General features: G+C 62.9%; 18 protein-coding genes and 1 pseudogene. 8 read left to right on the top strand and 11 right to left on the bottom strand.

All coding sequences use genetic code 11. The features are described from left to right. Positions 1 to 5: 5 nt before the first annotated feature. Both bacA and HV822_RS13220 read right to left on the bottom strand, forming a co-directional pair. Entirely contained in the window at positions 6 to 626 is a 621-nt protein-coding gene (gene bacA / locus HV822_RS13225) for a biofilm formation regulator BacA (protein ID WP_238870630.1), read from the bottom strand. 253 nt (positions 627 to 879) lie between these two features. Continuing rightward, entirely contained in the window at positions 880 to 1,368 is a 489-nt protein-coding gene (locus HV822_RS13220) for an MgtC/SapB family protein (protein WP_238873607.1), read from the bottom strand. A 178-nt stretch (positions 1,369 to 1,546) separates the two neighbouring features. On the opposite strand from HV822_RS13220, the gene HV822_RS13215 reads away from it, so the two are divergent. Beyond that, positions 1,547 to 2,842 carry a diguanylate cyclase domain-containing protein gene (locus HV822_RS13215; RefSeq protein ID WP_238870629.1) on the top strand — a complete coding sequence of 432 codons (1,296 nt, stop codon included), beginning with the start codon at positions 1,547 to 1,549 and terminating at the stop codon, positions 2,840 to 2,842. A 19-nt stretch (positions 2,843 to 2,861) separates the two neighbouring features. Here HV822_RS13215 and HV822_RS13210 read toward each other — a convergent pair whose 3' ends face one another. After that, positions 2,862 to 3,791 carry a DUF808 domain-containing protein gene (locus HV822_RS13210; RefSeq protein ID WP_238870628.1) on the bottom strand — a complete coding sequence of 310 codons (930 nt, stop codon included), beginning with the start codon at positions 3,789 to 3,791 and terminating at the stop codon, positions 2,862 to 2,864. Between the two features lie 207 nt (positions 3,792 to 3,998). Next, a complete protein-coding gene (locus HV822_RS18240; RefSeq protein ID WP_238873676.1) occupies positions 3,999 to 4,199 on the bottom strand; it encodes a hypothetical protein in 201 nt (66 codons plus the stop codon). Between HV822_RS18240 and HV822_RS18235 the strand changes: the two genes are divergently transcribed. The 4 genes and pseudogenes from HV822_RS18235 to HV822_RS13185 all read left to right on the top strand — a co-directional run bounded on the left by HV822_RS18235 (position 4,125) and on the right by HV822_RS13185 (position 6,616). Continuing rightward, entirely contained in the window at positions 4,125 to 4,469 is a 345-nt protein-coding gene (locus HV822_RS18235) for a PAS domain-containing protein (protein WP_238873606.1), read from the top strand. The two genes, HV822_RS18240 and HV822_RS18235, sit on opposite strands and share 75 nt — an antisense overlap. Further along, positions 4,460 to 4,732, top strand: a pseudogene (locus tag HV822_RS18230) (PAS domain-containing protein); the annotation flags it as partial. The gene HV822_RS18235 and the pseudogene HV822_RS18230, both read left to right, overlap by 10 nt. Positions 4,733 to 4,741: 9 nt before the next feature. Beyond that, the gene (locus tag HV822_RS18225; RefSeq protein ID WP_238873605.1) at positions 4,742 to 5,320 is read left to right on the top strand and encodes a methyl-accepting chemotaxis protein; all 579 of its coding nucleotides are present in this window, start codon (positions 4,742 to 4,744) and stop codon (positions 5,318 to 5,320) included. A 99-nt stretch (positions 5,321 to 5,419) separates the two neighbouring features. Beyond that, positions 5,420 to 6,616: a CaiB/BaiF CoA transferase family protein gene (locus HV822_RS13185; RefSeq protein ID WP_238870627.1), complete on the top strand. Its 1,197-nt coding sequence runs from the start codon at positions 5,420 to 5,422 to the stop codon at positions 6,614 to 6,616. Between the two features lie 366 nt (positions 6,617 to 6,982). On the opposite strand, the gene HV822_RS13180 is transcribed toward HV822_RS13185, so the two are convergent. The 6 genes from HV822_RS13180 to HV822_RS13155 all read right to left on the bottom strand — a co-directional run bounded on the left by HV822_RS13180 (position 6,983) and on the right by HV822_RS13155 (position 14,543). Beyond that, entirely contained in the window at positions 6,983 to 8,188 is a 1,206-nt protein-coding gene (locus HV822_RS13180) for a pyridoxal phosphate-dependent aminotransferase (RefSeq protein WP_238870626.1), read from the bottom strand. Between the two features lie 4 nt (positions 8,189 to 8,192). Next, a complete protein-coding gene (locus tag HV822_RS13175; protein ID WP_238870625.1) occupies positions 8,193 to 9,611 on the bottom strand; it encodes an amidase in 1,419 nt (472 codons plus the stop codon). A 49-nt stretch (positions 9,612 to 9,660) separates the two neighbouring features. Then, positions 9,661 to 10,608 (bottom strand): D-2-hydroxyacid dehydrogenase, encoded by a 948-nt coding sequence (locus tag HV822_RS13170; RefSeq protein ID WP_238870624.1) that lies wholly within the window; start codon positions 10,606 to 10,608, stop codon positions 9,661 to 9,663. Further along, entirely contained in the window at positions 10,605 to 11,858 is a 1,254-nt protein-coding gene (locus tag HV822_RS13165; RefSeq protein WP_238870623.1) for an aspartate aminotransferase family protein, read from the bottom strand. Before HV822_RS13165 ends, HV822_RS13170 begins: the two co-directional genes overlap by 4 nt. An 87-nt stretch (positions 11,859 to 11,945) precedes the next feature. Then, on the bottom strand, positions 11,946 to 13,076 hold the full coding sequence (locus tag HV822_RS13160; RefSeq protein WP_238870622.1) for an isocitrate/isopropylmalate dehydrogenase family protein: 1,131 nt from the start codon (positions 13,074 to 13,076) through the stop codon (positions 11,946 to 11,948). Between the two features lie 3 nt (positions 13,077 to 13,079). After that, positions 13,080 to 14,543: an NAD-dependent succinate-semialdehyde dehydrogenase gene (locus tag HV822_RS13155; RefSeq protein ID WP_238870621.1), complete on the bottom strand. Its 1,464-nt coding sequence runs from the start codon at positions 14,541 to 14,543 to the stop codon at positions 13,080 to 13,082. A 280-nt stretch (positions 14,544 to 14,823) separates the two neighbouring features. Here HV822_RS13155 and HV822_RS13150 point away from each other — a divergent pair, with 280 nt between their 5' ends. Continuing rightward, on the top strand, positions 14,824 to 15,246 hold the full coding sequence (locus HV822_RS13150) for a DUF4399 domain-containing protein (protein ID WP_238870620.1): 423 nt from the start codon (positions 14,824 to 14,826) through the stop codon (positions 15,244 to 15,246). Positions 15,247 to 15,266: 20 nt separating this feature from the next. Here HV822_RS13150 and HV822_RS13145 read toward each other — a convergent pair whose 3' ends face one another. Further along, positions 15,267 to 15,722, bottom strand: a complete 456-nt coding sequence (locus tag HV822_RS13145) for a DUF4231 domain-containing protein (RefSeq protein WP_238870619.1) — start codon at positions 15,720 to 15,722, stop codon at positions 15,267 to 15,269. 360 nt (positions 15,723 to 16,082) lie between these two features. On the opposite strand from HV822_RS13145, the gene HV822_RS13140 reads away from it, so the two are divergent. After that, entirely contained in the window at positions 16,083 to 16,415 is a 333-nt protein-coding gene (locus HV822_RS13140) for a hypothetical protein (protein ID WP_238870618.1), read from the top strand. Positions 16,416 to 16,535: 120 nt separating this feature from the next. Beyond that, positions 16,536 to 16,865, top strand: a complete 330-nt coding sequence (locus HV822_RS13135; RefSeq protein ID WP_238870617.1) for a hypothetical protein — start codon at positions 16,536 to 16,538, stop codon at positions 16,863 to 16,865. The last annotated feature ends 12 nt before the right edge of the window (positions 16,866 to 16,877 follow it).

Genomic DNA, 16,877 nt, shown 5'->3' with positions numbered 1-16,877 from the left:
CCTTGTCAGGCTTGCATCACCAGGTGGTTCTCGTAGGCCTCGGTCGCCTTGATCACGTTATCCGCCAGCAGCTCGATCTCGAACACCACATCAGACAGGGCCGAGCCAGAACTCAAGGCACCAAACATCGTGTAGCAATCGGTGCCGTCGGCCAGACGCTCCAGGCCGATGCTCGACAGCGGAAAGAGCTTGTGGGTGCGCAGCACCTCTTCATTAAACTCAGCCAGATCACGCACATCACTCACCGGCCACAACAAGGCTTCAACGATGATCTGCTCGCCAAACACGGCAACAAACAGCGGCAAATCACCGTAGTCATGCATGGTGACGTGCAAGCTGGCTTCGCTGCCGTCAATCAGTTCCACACTGGCGCGCTTGCCCTGAAACAACTCGGTGCCGCTCAAGGCCTTATGCAACGCCGTGGCACTCCAAACCTGCTGCATGCTCATGTCTATCTCCTTCTCCATTGCGTCCAGCTGGGCCATCGGCTGGCGCAGCTTTCGTTCTACTGCCATGAGCGCAGAGGCATGCTCGGGCAATATCCAGACTTCCTTCTTGACCAGCCCCTGCTCACGCAAGCGCTGACGATACAGTCGTTGATAGTAGGCAGATGATTTCTTTTCCATACAGCGAGACTAGTTCATCACATGTAACAATGCAATGAATTACATGTGATGATTTTAAAGACACTTTTCAGGCGACGCCGGAAGAGGCACAAAGACCGGCTCAGACAGGCAGTACAAGAGGGACGGATCAGTAAAAAGGCGGGCGCTTCCAGGCGGCGTGAGAGAAGGCGCGATCCGTGCACTGGCTATTTAACTACAGCAGCCCTGGGCGCGTCAGACAAAGAAAAGCCTACCCGCGCACAGTTCGGCGTTTTCAGGAGGGTGATTGCGGAGGGCGGAACAAGATCGGCACCAGGTGCAAAATGATCAACGCCAGCGCCGCGCAGAGCAGGCCGGTTGCCTGGTACCCCAGGCCAATGGTGACGCCAATCGCAGCGGTCAGCCAGATGCCGGCGGCGGTGGTCAGACCCTTGACCTGATTAGCCGCATCCCCCTTGAGGATAGTGCCCGCGCCAAGAAAGCCAACACCGGCAACCACACCCTGAATCACCCGGCTCATGGCGTCATCCAGCGCCCCGGCTACATCCGGCACCAGTACAAACAGCGCAGCGCCAAGGCATACCAGCATGTGCGTACGCACACCAGCAGCCTTGCCCTGCCGCTCGCGCTCCAGGCCCAGCACGCCACCCAGTAGCGCCGCCAGCAGCAGTCGTAGCGTAACGCGGGTGCCCTGCTCAATATCTGTCAGATCGGAAAACTCATCGACCAGAGTACGGCCAATCGTGTTCAGTACCTGCTCCATATCCTTCATGTCTCGCTCCCGCGCACCTGTATAACTGTGAGTGCTGCCAGCGCCGGTGGTTCAGCTGCCATCAAAGCAAATTGCCACTACGGGATGGCCTGCCCTCGCCGCCGCGTTATACTGCGGCAAATCGTCGCTGCCTGATAACCCAATGACCCTTTTGTTGACTGCCCTATCCATGCTCTTACTGCTCGCAGGCCTGGCCTTGCAGCGCAGTCGCAGGCGGGCATCCACGTTCAAGGCACTACTGGAGCTGTCACCCAACGGCCTGCTGATACTCGACGGCCGGCACCGCATCCGCTGGCACAACCCTTCAGCGCGTCGTCTGCTCGAACAGTCTGCACAACAGCTGCGAGCAGACTTGCCGATCAGCCGCTGGCTGCCAGCGCTGACCGCCATGCCCGCCCCCCTGGAGCGTATCGAGCTGCAGTTGCCGACATCACAGGGCCTGCGCCAGCAGGATCTGACTCGCCTGCCCGACATCGACGGCCAGACGGTGCTGCTACTGCACCCCGAGACCGACCTGCAGTCCAGCGCCGAGACCATGGAGCGCTTCAAGCGTAGCCAGTATTTTGCCCAAATCGGCACCTGGGACTGGGAGATCGACACCGACCGGCTGTATTGGTCGGAAGCCATTTACGGCATGTTCGGCTACCAGCCGGGGGCGGTGACACCCAGCTACAGCCTGTTCTGCAACAGCGTGCACCCTGATGATCGCGAGCGCGTACGCGCTGGTGAGATCCGCTGCATCGAAACCGGCGAGAACCACGACGAGGAATACCGTGTGGTCTGGCCAGACGGCAGCGTGCACTGGGTCAGGGAAACCGGCAACGTGATCAAGAACGAGCAAGGCGAGGCCATCAGGATGATGGGTGTCGTGCGCGACATCACCGACGAAAAGCGCTCAGCCCAGGAGCTGCGCCAGCTCGCCCACAAGGACCCACTGACCGGCCTGCCCAACCGCCTGATGCTCGAACAGCAGCTCGGCGCAGCGATTACACGCGCCCGCGCCCAGAACAGCCGCCTGGCGCTGGTGTTCATCGATCTCAACAAGTTCAAGTTCATCAACGACCAGCACGGCCACGCCGCCGGTGACACTGTGCTGGTGGAAGTCGCGCAACGCCTACGCAGCGCTGTGCGTAGCAGCGACATGGTCGCGCGTCTGGGCGGTGACGAGTTTGTCGTGCTGCTCGAAGGGCTGTCACGCAGCACCGAGGTCGGCGCGGAGGCCGAGCGCATCAGCGCAAAGCTGCTCACCAGCCTGGCGCCTGCCATGACGCTGCAAGGGCGCGATTACCGCATTGGCGCCAGCCTCGGGGTCGCACTCTTCCCCGAACATGCCCCGACCATGGACAAGCTGATCCACGCCGCCGACCTGGCGATGTATGCCGCCAAGCGCAGCGGCAACAACCAGTATCGCCTGGGCGAAGACCTCAACACCCACACGCAGGCACTCAGCTCCGTCAAGCATTGAGCCGCCTTGCATCTATCGCCTAACCGGCGCTGGCACCCTGTCCGCGCAGCTTGCCGACCAGGGTAATCAAGCCCAGTATCAGCGCGCCGGCGACAATGCCGAACAACGCATTCAGCAAGGTCGGTGTCAGCCCGCCCAGCACCGTGCCCAGCCAGGGCCAGCCCGACACCTGCGCGGCGCTGGCTTCAATCCAGTGGTGTACTACCGCAATCCCATGACTGAGGATGCCGCCACCGACCATGAACATTGCTGCAGTTCCTACCACTGACAGGGTTTTCATTAACCACGGCGCCGCCGCCAGGATGCCGCGCCCGCAGGCCTGGGCAAAAGCGCTGCTGCGCCGGGTCAGCGCCAGACCGCCATCATCAAGCTTGACGATGCCGGCGACCAGGCCATAAACACCGATGGTCATCAGCAGGGCAATACCACACAACACCAGCACACGGGTCAAAAACTCGGCCTCCGCCACGGTGCCCAGGGTGATGGCAATAATCTCGGCAGACAGGACAAAGTCGGTGCGAATGGCGCCGGCAATCTTGCGTTTCTCGCGCGCCACCATATCCACCTTCTCGTCATTCAGCGCCTTGACCGTTTCCTGATGCTCACTGTGCACATCATGCAGAAAGCGGTGCGCCAGCTTCTCGGCCCCCTCGTAGCAGAGAAAGGCACCACCCAGCATCAGCAGCGGCGTGATAAGCCAGGGCGCGACGGCGCTGATCAACAGCGCCGCGGGCACCAGAATGAATTTGTTACGCAAGGACCCCTTGGCCACCGCCCAGACCACTGGCAGTTCGCGCTCGGCGCGCACTCCGGTCACCTGCTGCGCGTTCAACGCCAGGTCATCGCCCAGCACGCCGGCGGTTTTCTTGGCCGCCACCTTGGTCATCACGGACACGTCATCAAGCACCGACGCAATATCGTCAAGCAACACAAGCAGACTGGTAGCCAAGAAACACTCCTGATCGGCACAACATTGATTTGGTAGCGAGGCAGCATGCTTCGCCAGAACTCAGGCCACGCACATGGCACGGGCTTCAGACGAGCATAGCGCGCCACCGCCGCGCTGTGAAATTCGCCGCCGCCATCTCAAGATGTCTCCGCTCTGGCCGATGCCCCTGTTATGTGTCAGCACCATCTATAGTTTCGACGCTAGAGGTTAACGATGTTCGGATCCAGCCAGCGCGCCGCGCTGCAACAGGCTCGGCAAGAGCTCGACAACAAGAACAGCATCCTTGAAGCCATCCGGCAGAACCTTGCCTGGATCGAGTTCAGTCCCAAGGGCGTGATCCTCGACGCCAACCCCGCCTTTCTGAACGTGGTGGGGTATCAGCTGGACGAGATACGCGGTCAGCAGCACAGTATGTTCTGTGCGCCACAGCTGGTAGCCAGCGCCGAATACAAAAGGTTCTGGCAGCGCCTGGCCGATGGCGAGAGCTTCAGCGACCGTTTTATGCGTCAGGGCCAGGGGGGCGCTCGATCTGGCTGGAGGCCAGCTATATCCCCATTTGCGACGCCGCCGGCCGGGTGGATAGCGTGCTCAAGCTGGCCACCGACATCACCCGCGAGGTGCAGGCCGAACAGCAGCATGAAAGCCTGCCGAACGCCATCAACCGGTCCATGGCTGTGATCGAATTCACCACCGACGGACACATCGTCACCGCCAACGAGAATTTCCTCGGCACCATGGGTTACCGTCTGGATGAGATCAAAGGGCAGCACCACAGCCTGTTCTGCACGCCGGAGGATGCCGCCAGCGAAGAGTACCGTCGCTTCTGGGCCAGCCTGAACAACGGCAACTTCATCTCCGACCGCTTCCGCCGCATCAGCAAAGGCGGTGCGCAAGTCTGGCTGCGTGCTACCTACAACCCGCTGTACGACGCCCAGGGCAGGCTGTATGGGGTGGTGAAATTTGCCAGCGATATCACCGCACAGGTCGAGCGCCGGCACGCCGAGTCCGCCGCAGCAAAACTGGCCTTCGACATCGCCGCCGAGACAGATAGCAGCGCCCGCAATGGCGCAGACACCGTCGATCAGACCGTCAACGTGGTGCGCAGCATCGCACAGGAGCTGGCACAGGTAGCAGACAGCATCGGCGCTTTGAGCGCCCAGTCTGAGCGCATCAACAGCATCGTGCAGGTGATTCGCGGCATCGCCGAGCAGACCAACTTGCTGGCCCTGAACGCTGCCATCGAGGCGGCACGCGCCGGCGAGCAAGGGCGTGGTTTTGCCGTAGTTGCCGACGAGGTGCGCAACCTCGCGGCGCGCACAGCGCAGGCCACGGTTGAGATCAACGACGTGGTGCAGCAAAACATGGAGCTGGCCCAGCAGGCAGTCAGCGGCATGAGCGGCGGGCGAGAGAAGGCCGAACAGGGAGTGGAGCTGGCCAATCGCGCCGGGGAAGTCATGCTGGAGATTCGCGACGAGGCGCAGCGCGTGGTTGATGCCATCGGCCAGTTTGCCGACGCCATTGAAGACTGACTGCGCAGCCCTGTCCCAGGCGCCGCACTCACGCGCGGATAGGCTGCCTGGATGCAATGGCCTACACTGTGCAGCCACCAACACCGTGCCGGAGACAGCATGCACAGCGCCAAACCCCTCGCCGGCCTCAAGGTGATCGAACTCGGCACCCTGATCGCCGGCCCCTTTGCCGCCCGCATCTGCGCCGAGTTTGGCGCCGAGGTCATCAAGGTTGAATCACCCAACGGCGGTGACCCGCTACGCAAATGGCGCAAGCTGTACGAGGGCACCTCGCTGTGGTGGTTTGTGCAGGCGCGTAACAAGCAATCGCTCACGCTGAACCTCAAAGATGCCGACGGCATCGCCATTCTCAAGCAGTTACTCAGTGAGGCGGACATCCTGATCGAGAACTTTCGACCGGGCACCCTGGAAAAGCTGGGGCTGGACTGGGACACCCTGCACGCGCTCAACCCCGCTCTGGTGATGGTGCGGCTGTCCGGGTTCGGCCAGACCGGGCCGCTGAAAGATCAGCCGGGCTTTGGCGCCGTGGGCGAATCCATGGGCGGACTGCGCTATATCACAGGCTTTGAAGATCGCCCGCCGGTGCGCACCGGCATCTCGATCGGCGACTCCATCGCCGCGCTCTGGGGCGTCATCGGCGCGCTCATGGCCCTGCGGCACCGGGAGGTCAATCAGGGCAAGGGGCAGATCGTCGATGTAGCCCTGTACGAAGCAGTGTTCGCGATGATGGAAAGCATGGTGCCGGAGTTTGACGTGATGGGCTTTGTGCGTGAGCGCACCGGCAACATCATGCCCGGTATCACCCCCTCCTCCATCCACACCTGCAGCGACGGCAAAGCAGTACAGATCGGCGCCAACGGCGACGCCATTTTTCAGCGCTTCATGCGTGCCATTGGCCGTGATGATCTCGCCGATGACCCGACCCTGGCCGACAACGCCGGCCGGGACACCCGTCGCGACGAGTTGTACGCACTGATCGACCGCTGGGCAGCGAGCCTTCCGCAGGACGAGGTGTTAAAGGTTTTGGAGCAGGCCGAAGTCCCGGCCAGCAAGATCTACTCCGCCGCCGACATGTTCACCGACCCGCAGTATCTCGCCCGCGAGATGTTTCTGAACGCCACCCTGCCCGACGGCAAAGCCTTCAAGATGCCAGGCATCGTGCCCAAACTGTCAGACACCCCCGGCAGCGCCGAATGGACCGGGCCGGCGCTGGGTGAGCACACCGATGCCATCCTTGGCACACTCGGGTACAGCGAACAGCAGATTGCCGAGCTGCGCGCGCGCAGGGCGATTTAGCGGATCGTAAGAAGAGTGCCGTATGAGGGATCGGACGCAGAGCGTCCAGTCAGGCGCTCCCACGCGAAGCGTGTGGGAGCGATCAACGTGCTCGCATGGTGGAGTGCGCACCCGGGTTTCGTCCCGTTTACGCGGGCGAGTAGCGCAGGGCTGACGGGAAATAGAGCGGCAGCATGTCTGAGGAGCAAAGCGACGAGTTCTGCCGCTCCCCGTCAGACCGAGCAACGCAGCGAACCCGAAGGGCCGCGTAGTCGGGTGCCCCTTAGCTCGCCGAAAAGGCGAAAAGCCGATTCGACAACAGCGCGCCACGAGAAACAGCCAACCGGACCTCCCCTAAACACTGATTAACCAGCTTAGAACCCACCCCTAATCAAAATCCTGCTTCTCCATCCACGGAATAATCCGCTCAAAGGCACGCTCGATCCGCTCCAGCGAGGTTGAATAACTCAGCCGCAAAGCGTTGCTGCAACTGTTGCCGAAGGTCTCGCCGGGAATGGTACACACGCCGGTTTCCTTCAGCAGCCGCAGCGCCACGTTGGTGCCATTGACCCCTTCTGGCAGCGCCGGGAAAAGGTAGAAGGCCCCTTCGGGCTTGTATCCGGTCAGGTGCGGCGTTTGCTCCACCAGCTCCACCAGCCGGTCGCGCCGCCGGGTGTACTCGCTGAGCATCTCCTCGATAAAGGCACCGCCGCTGCGCAGCGCCGCTACCCCCGCCCACTGAAACGGCGTGTTGGCCACTGTGGTGGTGAACATGTGGTAGCGCCGCAGCTTTTTGATCGCCGCCTGACTGCCGATCAGCCAGCCGATGCGCATCCCGGCCATGCTGTAGGTTTTGGAGAAACTGCTGACCACCATCACATGGTCCAGATCGCTGCAGCACGACAGCACCGAGGGATACTCACGGCCGTCATAGATCAGGTGGTCGTAAACCTCATCGCTGATCACATGAATACCGCGATAGGCTGCCTCCTCCAGGATTGCTTCGAGCGTCTCACGGGGGTAAAGCGTGCCGGTCGGGTTGCTTGGTGAGTTGAGCACAATCGCGTGGGTGTGCGGCTCGATGGCATCGATCACCTCCTGCGGATCAAGCTGGTGGTGGTTTTCGGCACGGGTGGTGATCTCGGTCACCTCGCCACCGTTCATGCGAATCAGCGGTGCATACAGCATGAATGCCGGATCGGGCACGATAAAGTGGCGACCCGGTGCCGCCACTGCGGTCAACGCCAGATAGATCGCCTCGGTCGCGCCGGTGGTGATCATGATGTTGTCCGGCGTCAGCGGCCGCTGATAGCGCTCGCTGTAGTACTCGGCCAACGACTCCAGCAGCTCGGGCAAGCCGGCATCCATGGTGTAACCGGTCTGCCCGGCGCGCAGCGCCTCAACCGAGGCTTCCACCACGGTCTCGGGCGCCGGCAGGTCAGGCTGCCCAATGGACAGATGAATAACATCGTCCATGGTAGACGCCAGGTTAACCATCTTGCGGATACCGGGAATCGGGATGGTCAGCAGCGCCGGGTTCCAGATCGGATCTTCCGATTCGTACAGGTCAATGTCGGAGCTTCCCAGTGGCATGGCGTTACTCCTGTGCAGCGTTGAACAGGTCCGGACGGCGATCGGTCAGCGGCGCCGCCTGCTGGTAGGCATGGCCAGCGCGCAGCACCACCGCATCGTTAAAGCGCGCACCGACCAGCTGCAGGCCAATCGGCAAGCCCTTGCTATCAAAGCCGCAGGGGACCGACAGCCCCGGCTGACCGGTCATGTTGAAGGGGTAGGTAAAGGGCGTCCAGGTCGGCCAGCGGGTGCTGGGCCAGTCTTCCGGCACCTCGCGCCCGGTCTTGAAGGCGGTCAGCGGCAGGGTTGGCGTCAGCAGCAGGTCGTACTTCTGATGGAAGGCCGCCATGCGCTCACGCAGCGCCATGGACTCGTTCATCGCACCCATGTAATCGAGCATGCTCAGGCGCGACGCCTTCTCCGCGACCTTGATCAGCTCCGGATCCATCAGCGCACGCTTCTTGGGCCCGAGGTCGCGAATGGCATTGGCCGCGCCGCCGTAAAACAGATGGCCAAAGGCGGCCAGCGGATCACTGAAACCGGGGTCGACCCGCACCACCTCGGCGCCCAGGTCGGCGAACACCTTGGCCGCCTCGGCAACCGCTGCTTCTACTTCAGGGTCTACATCCACGTAGCCGAGATTAGGGCTGTAGGCGATCTTCAGGCCTTTGACGCCGCCACTCAGCTCAGCCAGATAATCAATGTTGCGCCGTGGCACCGCGTTGGTATCTCGATGATCGGCTTCGGTCAGCACGTTCATCATCAGCGCGCAGTCTTCCACGGTCCAGGTCATCGGGCCGGCATGGGCCAGGGTGCCGAACGGGCTGGAGGGCCAGTGCGGCACTTCACCGAAAGAAGGCTTGAGCCCGACAATGCCGCAGAACGCAGAAGGAATACGGATGGAGCCGCCCGCGTCGGTGCCGAGCGCCAGCGGCGCCATGCCCAGCGCCACCGCCACACCGCTGCCACCCGAGGAGCCGCCGGAGGTTTTATCAGGGTTCCAGGGGTTGTTGGTCACGCCGTCAACCGGGTTGTCGGTCACGCCCTTCCAGCCCAGCTCAGGTGTGGTGGTCTTGCCGATGGGCACATAGCCGTGACGTGCCAAGGCGGCAGTGCAGGCGCCGGTTTTGCCCAGCGTGCTTTGCGGGTCAACGGTATGGGAGCCTTTGAGGGTTGGCCACATGGGAGTGAGAAAGACATCCTTGACCGCCACCGGTACGCCATCCAGCAGCCCCTGCGGCGTGCCCGCGCTGTAGCGCTGCTCTGACTCGCGCGCCAGCGCCAGGCTGGTCTCGCGGTCCACCAGGCAAAAACCGTTGGTGTGACTGTCTAGCCGTTCGATCTGGTCCAGCATGGCGCTGGCCACGTCGACGGGCGAGAGCTGGCGGTCGGAAAAATGTGCCCGCAACTGCATCGCCGTCATTGCCAGAATTTCGTCGGACATAATCGTCTCCTCAGTGCCAGAGTACCCGGCTGCTTCTAGTCTCCGGGCGCTATTTCCCCCTGTTCACACGGTTGTGCAGGGGCTCATCGGCCAGCCAGCGGTGCAGATTGGCCATGAACTGCTCACCCAGCGCGCGGCGCCAGCCGATGAAATCACCGGCCATGTGCGCCGACAGCATCACGTTGGGCATGTCCCAGAGTGCATGCCCTTCGGGCAATGGCTCGGGGTCAACAACATCCAGTACCGCAGCGCCGAGCTGACGCTGCTGGAGAGCCGCGACCAGATCGTCGGTAACCACAATGGCGCCGCGCCCTACATTCACCAGCAGCGCATCGCTACGCATCAGCGCTAGGCGATCACGGTTAATCAGCCCGCGCGTGTCCTCGGTCAGCGGCGCGGTAATGATCACCACGTCCGCCCCGGGCAACACCGCGTCCAGCTGGTCGCTAGCCAGCACGCGGGTAAAGTGCGGCGCTTCCCGTGCCGTACGGGCGATGCCGGTCACCTCGATATCCAGTGCCGCCAACAGCCTGGCCACTTCGCTGCCGATTGAGCCGGCACCGATAACCAAAGCCTGCTGACGCGCGGCCAGCGCGGTTTCGCGGTGCTGCCACTGGTGCTGACGCTGCAGCCGCAGGTTGCCGAGGCTGTCCTTGGCATGCATCAGCACCGCGCCCAGTACGTATTCGGCAATGCCCAGATCAAACACCCCTCGGGCATTGGTGAGCAGCACATCGCTGTCCCACAGCGCCGGGAACATCAAGGCATCGACCCCGGCACTGGTGGCATGCACCCAACGAATGTTGTGCTCGGCTGGCCAGCAGCCTTCGAGCAACCCGGTGCGAAAGTCGGTGACCACCAGTACATCGGTCTGCGGCAGGTGCAGGCGCAGATCCGCCTCATCGCTGACCGTGCGCAACTCCACCGTGGTGGGCAGCTCGTCAAGCCCCGGCAAGGCTTCCTCGCCGGGGGCAACCAGCACCAGGATCCGCGTCATGCCGCCACCTGTTCGAGGGCCCGACTGAAACGCTGCACCGCTTCGTCTACCTCCGCGCTGCTGACCGTCAGCGGCGGCAACCAGCGGACAATTTGCCCGTCGGTGCCGCAGCGCAGCAGCAATAAGCCCTCGTCCTCCGCGGCGCTGGTCAGGCGCGCGGCCAGATCACCGCGCGGGGTGCGGTAATCGTCGGCAATCTCCATGCCTTGCATCAGCCCCTTGCCACGCAGCGTATCTATCATCGGGAAACGCTGGCGCAGACCCAGCAGCCGCTCGGTCAGTAGCTCACCCTGCTCCGCTGCGTTGGCCACCAGTTGCTCCTTGTCGATCACCTCCAGCGTCGCCAGCGCAGCGGCGCAGGCCACGGCGTTGGCGCCATAAGTGCCGCCCTGGGAGCCTGCCAGCCCCTTGCTCATCAATGCTTCGGAGGCGGCAATGGCCGACAGCGGAAAGCCGCTGGCCAGCCCCTTGGCGGTAATCACGATGTCCGGGGTCACGTCAAAGTGGTTGTGACTCCAGAAGCGCCCGGTACGCCCGTAACCGGCCTGAATCTCGTCGCAGATCAGCAAGATGCCATGCTGCCGACAGCGCTCGGCCAGGCCCTGCATAAAGGCTGTGTTGGCCGGGTAGTAGCCGAACTCGCCCTGCACCGGCTCGATCAGCATGGCGGCGGTGTCGCTGGGCGCAGTGCGGGTTTTCAGAATGTGGTCGAGCTCGCGCAGGGCAAACTCGGTGGCCTGCTCCTCGCTCCAGCCGTAGCGGTAGGCATGCGGAAACGGAGATACCACCACTCCGGCCATCATCGGGTGAAAGCCGGTGCGCACCTTGGTACCAGAGGTGGTGAGGGAGGCGGCGGCCATGGTGCGACCGTGAAAGCCACCATCAAACACGATGATATTGGCGCGACCGGTGGCCTGCCGTGCCAAGCGCAGGGCCGCCTCTACCGACTCGGAGCCGGAGTTGGCGAAGGCCACCGAATCAATGCCCTCGGGCATGCGTTCGGCCAACGCATCGGTCAGCTCCAGCATGGGCCGGTGAGCAACCGTGGTGTACTGGGCGTGAATCACGCGGCCAACCTGCGCCTGGGCGGCGGCGACCACGGTGGGATGACAATGGCCGGTGCTGGTCACACCGATACCGGAGGTGAAGTCCAGATAGCGCCGACCGTCGGTATCGACCAGCCAGCTACCTTCGCCGTGATCGACACAGACCTGGCTGGCCTGCTTGAGCAGCGGTGACAAATGGTGCATAGCCATCTCTCCTGTCCTTTCGGCGGGCCGAAGCCCGAGTCTGATCGGCCAGCGACACGCAGAGCGTGTCCTGACACACGAGCGGGATCAGTGCAGCGCGGCAATCACGCCGGCAGTCACATCCCGACAGGTCCGCCGCTGGCCAGCTGTGGTCGCCAGATCCTTGGCAACCGCTTGGCGCAGGCGTTCGGCAGCCTGTGCGCAGCCCACCCAGTCCAGCATCAGGGCTGTGGTGAGCAGCATGGCAGCAGGGTTTGCGAGCCCCTGGCCGGCGATATCCGGCGCACTGCCATGTGTGGGTTCGAACAGCGCGGGCATGGCACGGCTGTCCGGATTGATATTGCACGACGGCGCCAGCCCCAGTCCGCCCGAGAGCACGGCGGCCAGATCCGTCAGAATGTCTCCATGCAAGTTGCTCGCCACCACCACGTCAAAGGTCCAGGGGCACTGCACAAACTTCATGCAGGCCGCGTCAACCAGCTCATGGTGCACACCTATCTCGGGGAACGCGGCGGCAATCTCGGCAAACACCTCGGTGTACATATCGCCCCAGTAGGGCTGGGCATTGCGCTTGGTAATCAGGCATACCTGTGCACCAGCACGGCCCTTGTCTGCGCAGTGAAAGTGCCGCGTCTCTGCCCCCCGCGCCTCCAGCCGCTCACGGGCGCGGACAAAAGCATGGCGAATCAGTCGCTCGGTAGCGCGGCGGGTAAATACCTCCAGCTGGGTGGCAACCTCATCGGACGTGCCCCGGTGCAGGCGACCGCCCTGATTAACGTACTCGCCCTCGCTATTCTCGCGAATCACCAGCATGTCGACCTCGGCGGCGCGCGCATCGGCCAGATACTGGGGCGCGCCGGGCAGCAACCGGGCCGGCCGCTCGCAGGCCCACAACCCCAAGCCCTTGCGAAACTGCAGCAGCGGCGACAGCGAAACGCTGTCGGGCAGGCAGTAGCGGCCTGCATCAGTCAGCGGCCCCGGGTCGCCCAGCGCGCCCATCAACAGCGCGTCGTAAGCCTGCACCTGGGTCATGGCATCGACCGGCATCATCTCGCCATGCCGCCGGTGCCAGTCGGTCGAGGGCCACTCCAGCCAATCCCAGGTCAGGCCCAGTGGCGTTTGCTTATCCAGCGCCTGCAGCACCTCGGCAGCGGCGGTCATGACCTCCTGACCAATGCCGTCGCCGGGCATCAGGGCGATGCGCCGTGGCTCAGCCATACTTTATTCCCCACCCATGCACAGGTACTTGATTTCGGTGTACTCATCCAGCCCGTGACGCGAGCCCTCGCGGCCCAGGCCGCTGGCCTTGACCCCGCCGAAGGGCGCTGCGGCATTGGACACCGCCCCCTCGTTGACGCCGATAATCCCGGCCTCCAGCGCATCGGCAACGCGCCAGACGCGGTGGATGTTGGTGCTGTAGAAGTAGGCGGCCAGCCCGTAAGGCGTATCGTTGGCCAGCTCGATGGCCTGCTCCTCGCTGTCGAAGCGAATCACCGCCGCCAGCGGACCGAAGGTTTCGTCGGCGCAGACCTGCATGTCCGGGGTCACGCCGGTCACCAGTACGGGCTCAACGTAGTTACCCTTGGCCTCGCCGGGTGATGCGCCAGCAACATGCTTGGCGCCCTTGGCCAGCGCATCTTCAAAGTGTTCCTGCACCTTTTTCACCGCTGCCCGATTAATCAGCGCGGACTGGGTGACGCCCTCTGCAAAGCCGTCACCCAGCTTGAGCTTGCCCATGGCCTCGGCCAGCTTCTCGACAAAGCGATCGTGCACGCCGTTCTGCACCAGAAAGCGATTAGCGCAGACGCAGGTCTGGCCGGTATTGCGAAACTTGCAGACCATAGCGCCTTCTACCGCACGGTCCAGATCAGCGTCATCAAAGACGATAAAGGGCGCGTTGCCGCCCAGCTCCAGCGATACCTTTTGCACATGCTCGGCGCATTGGGCCATCAGCTGGCTGCCGACGCTGGTCGAGCCGGTAAAGCTCAGCTTGCGCACTGTCTCGCTGCTGGTCAGCACCTTGCTGATCATCGACGCCTTGCCGGTGACCACGTTGAATACGCCCGCCGGGATACCCGCCTCTTCGGCCAGTACACCCAGCGCCAGCGCGGTAAAGGGCGTGGCGCTGGCGGGTTTGACGATCATCGAGCAGCCGGCTGCCAGCGCGGCGCCCGCCTTGCGGGTAATCATCGCTGCCGGGAAGTTCCAGGGCGTGATGGCGGCCGTCACGCCAATCGGCTGGCGGGTCACCACGATGTGCTGCCCGGGCTTGGCACCGGGAACGGTCTCGCCGTAAACGCGCCGCGCCTCCTCGGCAAACCAGCGGATGAAGGATGCGGCGTAATCCACCTCACCACGCGACTCCACTAGCGGCTTGCCCTGCTCCAGGGTCATCAGGCTGGCGATGTCCTCGCGGTGCTTGAGGATCAAGTCGTTCCAGCGCATCAACAGATCGGCGCGCTCCAGCGCCGTGGTCTTGCGCCAGTTGGCAAAGGCCTGGTCGGCCTGGGTAATGCAATCGTTGAGCTGAGCTTCGTTCAGGCTGGGCACGCTGCCGATAATCTCGCCGCTGGCCGGGTTGTCCACCTCAATGGAAGCGCCATCGCTGGCGTCAATCCAGTTGCCTGCAACCAGACATTGCTGGCGAAACAGGCGGGGTTCGGCAAGACGGGACGGTGCAGACATGGCGGCCTCCAGGGGCAAGACGATGTAGGAGCAGGGCGGCCCTGCTCACCTGAAAAACGATACGCAGTGCGCTGCGCAAAAGACGCCACGCGAGCAGCATGGCGAAGATATAACCGGCAGGGCACTGTTTCAGTCGACCGCGCTCCGGTCAGCGCCCTCCTCCACAGGGTAGGCAGGATAAACATCAGACGCAAACAGCCGACGAGGGTTGAACCAGAGCCGATTTGACGGGTCAACCAGAGGTTGCCCCCCTGCCAAAAACGCAAACAAGGAGCACCCCATGCAACAGATCACCCACACTCTCGCCGGACTGCTGCTGGCCGGCAGCGCCAGCCTCGCCTTTGCCCAAACCGCCGCACCGGAAGACGCCAAGGTGTTTTTCATTTCCCCCAGCGACGGCGCGACCGTCAGCTCACCGGTCACTGTGCAGTTTGGCCTGGAGGGCATGGGCGTGGCGCCAGCAGGGGTTGAGCGCCCCGGCACCGGCCACCATCACCTGCTGATCGACACCGACACCCTGCCCCCGGCAGGTCAACCCATTCCGGCCGACGACAACCATGTGCACTTTGGTGGCGGGCAGACCCAGACCAGCCTCGAGTTGCCACCCGGCAAACACACCCTGCAGCTGATTGTCGGCGACCACTACCACATCCCGCTGTCGCCCTCGGTTACTTCCGAGCAGATCACCATCACGGTCGAGTAATCGCAGCAAGCTGACGCTGATCAGGGCGTACCCTGGTCAGCGCGTTGCTGGTGGATCTGCGCCCACTGCTGCGAGCTGCTGCCCAGCAGCACATTCATGCGGGCGAAGTAGGCCTGCAGATCGCTGACACTCAACTCGCCATAGGTGCGGGCGAATTCCAGCTCTCGGCGCAGATCAACCAGCGCGTAGAACACCTCGCGCTCGTGCTGCCACAATTCGCGCAGCCGGCGCATCTCGCCCCAGGCCGTGGCCGCACTCACACCCGCACTCAGACACAACACCGCAAACTGGCTGTAGCGCTCCCACCCCGGCAGCAGCAAGCCGAGCCCAGCCACCACCGAGGTTACAGCCGTCAGGCCAATCACCAGATTCTGGCAACGCCGGTACAGTCGCTTGTGCTTATCCGACTCCCGATCAAAGCGCTGAATGTTGTCCTCCAGCTCGCCCAGCAAATGGGCCTGCGCCTGAGTCTGCATGCTGCCTCCCTGTGGCTCATCGGGGCTACTTCTCGAGCATAGACGCCGGCGCGGGTGCCAGCGCCGCAGCGATGAGACCAGCCGCTGTGGCAGGGCTCACCGGATAGCCCGTGGCTAAGCTGCTGCAGCGCCGGATGGCAAACTGATGGTAAATACCCAGTTTTAGGTACTTGCCATCAACGCCCCGGGCGATATCCTTCTATCCGGCCAGCAATACGCTGGCCAACATCCCGGTCACTGCCCCCCACTCGCCGCATCTGCGGCGACATGCGTCGCGGCGTGGCCGGCTGTCACACGCGTTGTTCGGCCTGTCCGATCAGCTTTCGCGCCTACCAGTCGGGCGCACCCAGGGAGAGAAAAATGATCAAAAAAGCCTTAGCGCTGTTTGCCGTCCTATGCCTGTTTAGCGGCCCCGCAGCCGCCGGCTTCGATGGCTATGTCGAGGTGACCAACGACACCGGCTACGACATCTATTACCTGTATGTGAGCCACGCCAAGTCCAAGAGCTGGGAAGAAGACGTGCTGGATGAGGACATTCTGCCTGACGGCCACACAGTGCGGGTCAACCTGCGCGGTGCCAAGTCCTCCATCTTTGACATTCGCGCCAAGGACGAGGACGGCGACACCTACACCGTATGGGAAATCGACGTCGCCCGTGACGATGTCGTCTTTACCCTGGATGACATGGACTAAGTTCAACGCAGGGCGGCTCCCCGCCGCCCTGTCTGCAAACCACCAACCCCAGTCGCTGGCAGATGCCGAGTGCCTCCAGACTACTCGCCCCTGATAGCCTCAACACCATGGACACCCGCCATGCTCAGAACACTCTGCAACATGCTTGCGCTGTTGCTGCTGCTCAGCGGCAAAGCCGTTGCCGCAGACGCCCCCGTCACAATCACCAACAAGACTGGCTATGAGATCCAGTTCATCTACGTTGTGTATCGAGGCGATTCCTGCCCCTCAGAAGACATTCTGGGCGACGACGTACTCCCGGACGGCGCCAGTATCGAGCTGCAGAGCCAGATGGGGAGCAGACCTCTGGAGGAACTGATCGCGCAGGACGAAGACGGGGACCGTTATACGATCCTGCCATCCGGAGAGCTGGATGGTGAGATTGTCATTACCTTGGACGACATGCAGTAACACAGCCTGTTC

This window comes from Halopseudomonas maritima, from assembly GCF_021545785.1.
Lineage (GTDB): Bacteria > Pseudomonadota > Gammaproteobacteria > Pseudomonadales > Pseudomonadaceae > Halopseudomonas > Halopseudomonas maritima.
Note: the sequence above shows the minus strand (reverse complement) of the source record. Positions and strands in the feature narration are given on the sequence as shown.

Excerpts from the sequence above, each read along its gene's own strand:
- HV822_RS13145 (WP_238870619.1), bottom strand. The coding sequence starts at position 15,722 with ATGCAGACTCAGGCGCAGGCCCATTTGCTGGGCGAGCTGGAGGACAAC.
- HV822_RS13135 (WP_238870617.1), top strand. The coding sequence starts at position 16,536 with ATGCTCAGAACACTCTGCAACATGCTTGCGCTGTTGCTGCTGCTCAGC.
- HV822_RS13160 (WP_238870622.1), bottom strand. The coding sequence starts at position 13,076 with ATGGCTGAGCCACGGCGCATCGCCCTGATGCCCGGCGACGGCATTGGT.
- HV822_RS13175 (WP_238870625.1), bottom strand. The coding sequence starts at position 9,611 with ATGTCCGACGAAATTCTGGCAATGACGGCGATGCAGTTGCGGGCACAT.
- HV822_RS13215 (WP_238870629.1), top strand. The coding sequence starts at position 1,547 with ATGCTCTTACTGCTCGCAGGCCTGGCCTTGCAGCGCAGTCGCAGGCGG.
- bacA (WP_238870630.1), bottom strand. The coding sequence starts at position 626 with ATGGAAAAGAAATCATCTGCCTACTATCAACGACTGTATCGTCAGCGC.
- HV822_RS13155 (WP_238870621.1), bottom strand. The coding sequence starts at position 14,543 with ATGTCTGCACCGTCCCGTCTTGCCGAACCCCGCCTGTTTCGCCAGCAA.
- HV822_RS13165 (WP_238870623.1), bottom strand. The coding sequence starts at position 11,858 with ATGCACCATTTGTCACCGCTGCTCAAGCAGGCCAGCCAGGTCTGTGTC.
- HV822_RS13170 (WP_238870624.1), bottom strand. The coding sequence starts at position 10,608 with ATGACGCGGATCCTGGTGCTGGTTGCCCCCGGCGAGGAAGCCTTGCCG.
- HV822_RS13150 (WP_238870620.1), top strand. The coding sequence starts at position 14,824 with ATGCAACAGATCACCCACACTCTCGCCGGACTGCTGCTGGCCGGCAGC.
- HV822_RS13180 (WP_238870626.1), bottom strand. The coding sequence starts at position 8,188 with ATGCCACTGGGAAGCTCCGACATTGACCTGTACGAATCGGAAGATCCG.
- HV822_RS13140 (WP_238870618.1), top strand. The coding sequence starts at position 16,083 with ATGATCAAAAAAGCCTTAGCGCTGTTTGCCGTCCTATGCCTGTTTAGC.
- HV822_RS13185 (WP_238870627.1), top strand. The coding sequence starts at position 5,420 with ATGCACAGCGCCAAACCCCTCGCCGGCCTCAAGGTGATCGAACTCGGC.
- HV822_RS13220 (WP_238873607.1), bottom strand. The coding sequence starts at position 1,368 with ATGGAGCAGGTACTGAACACGATTGGCCGTACTCTGGTCGATGAGTTT.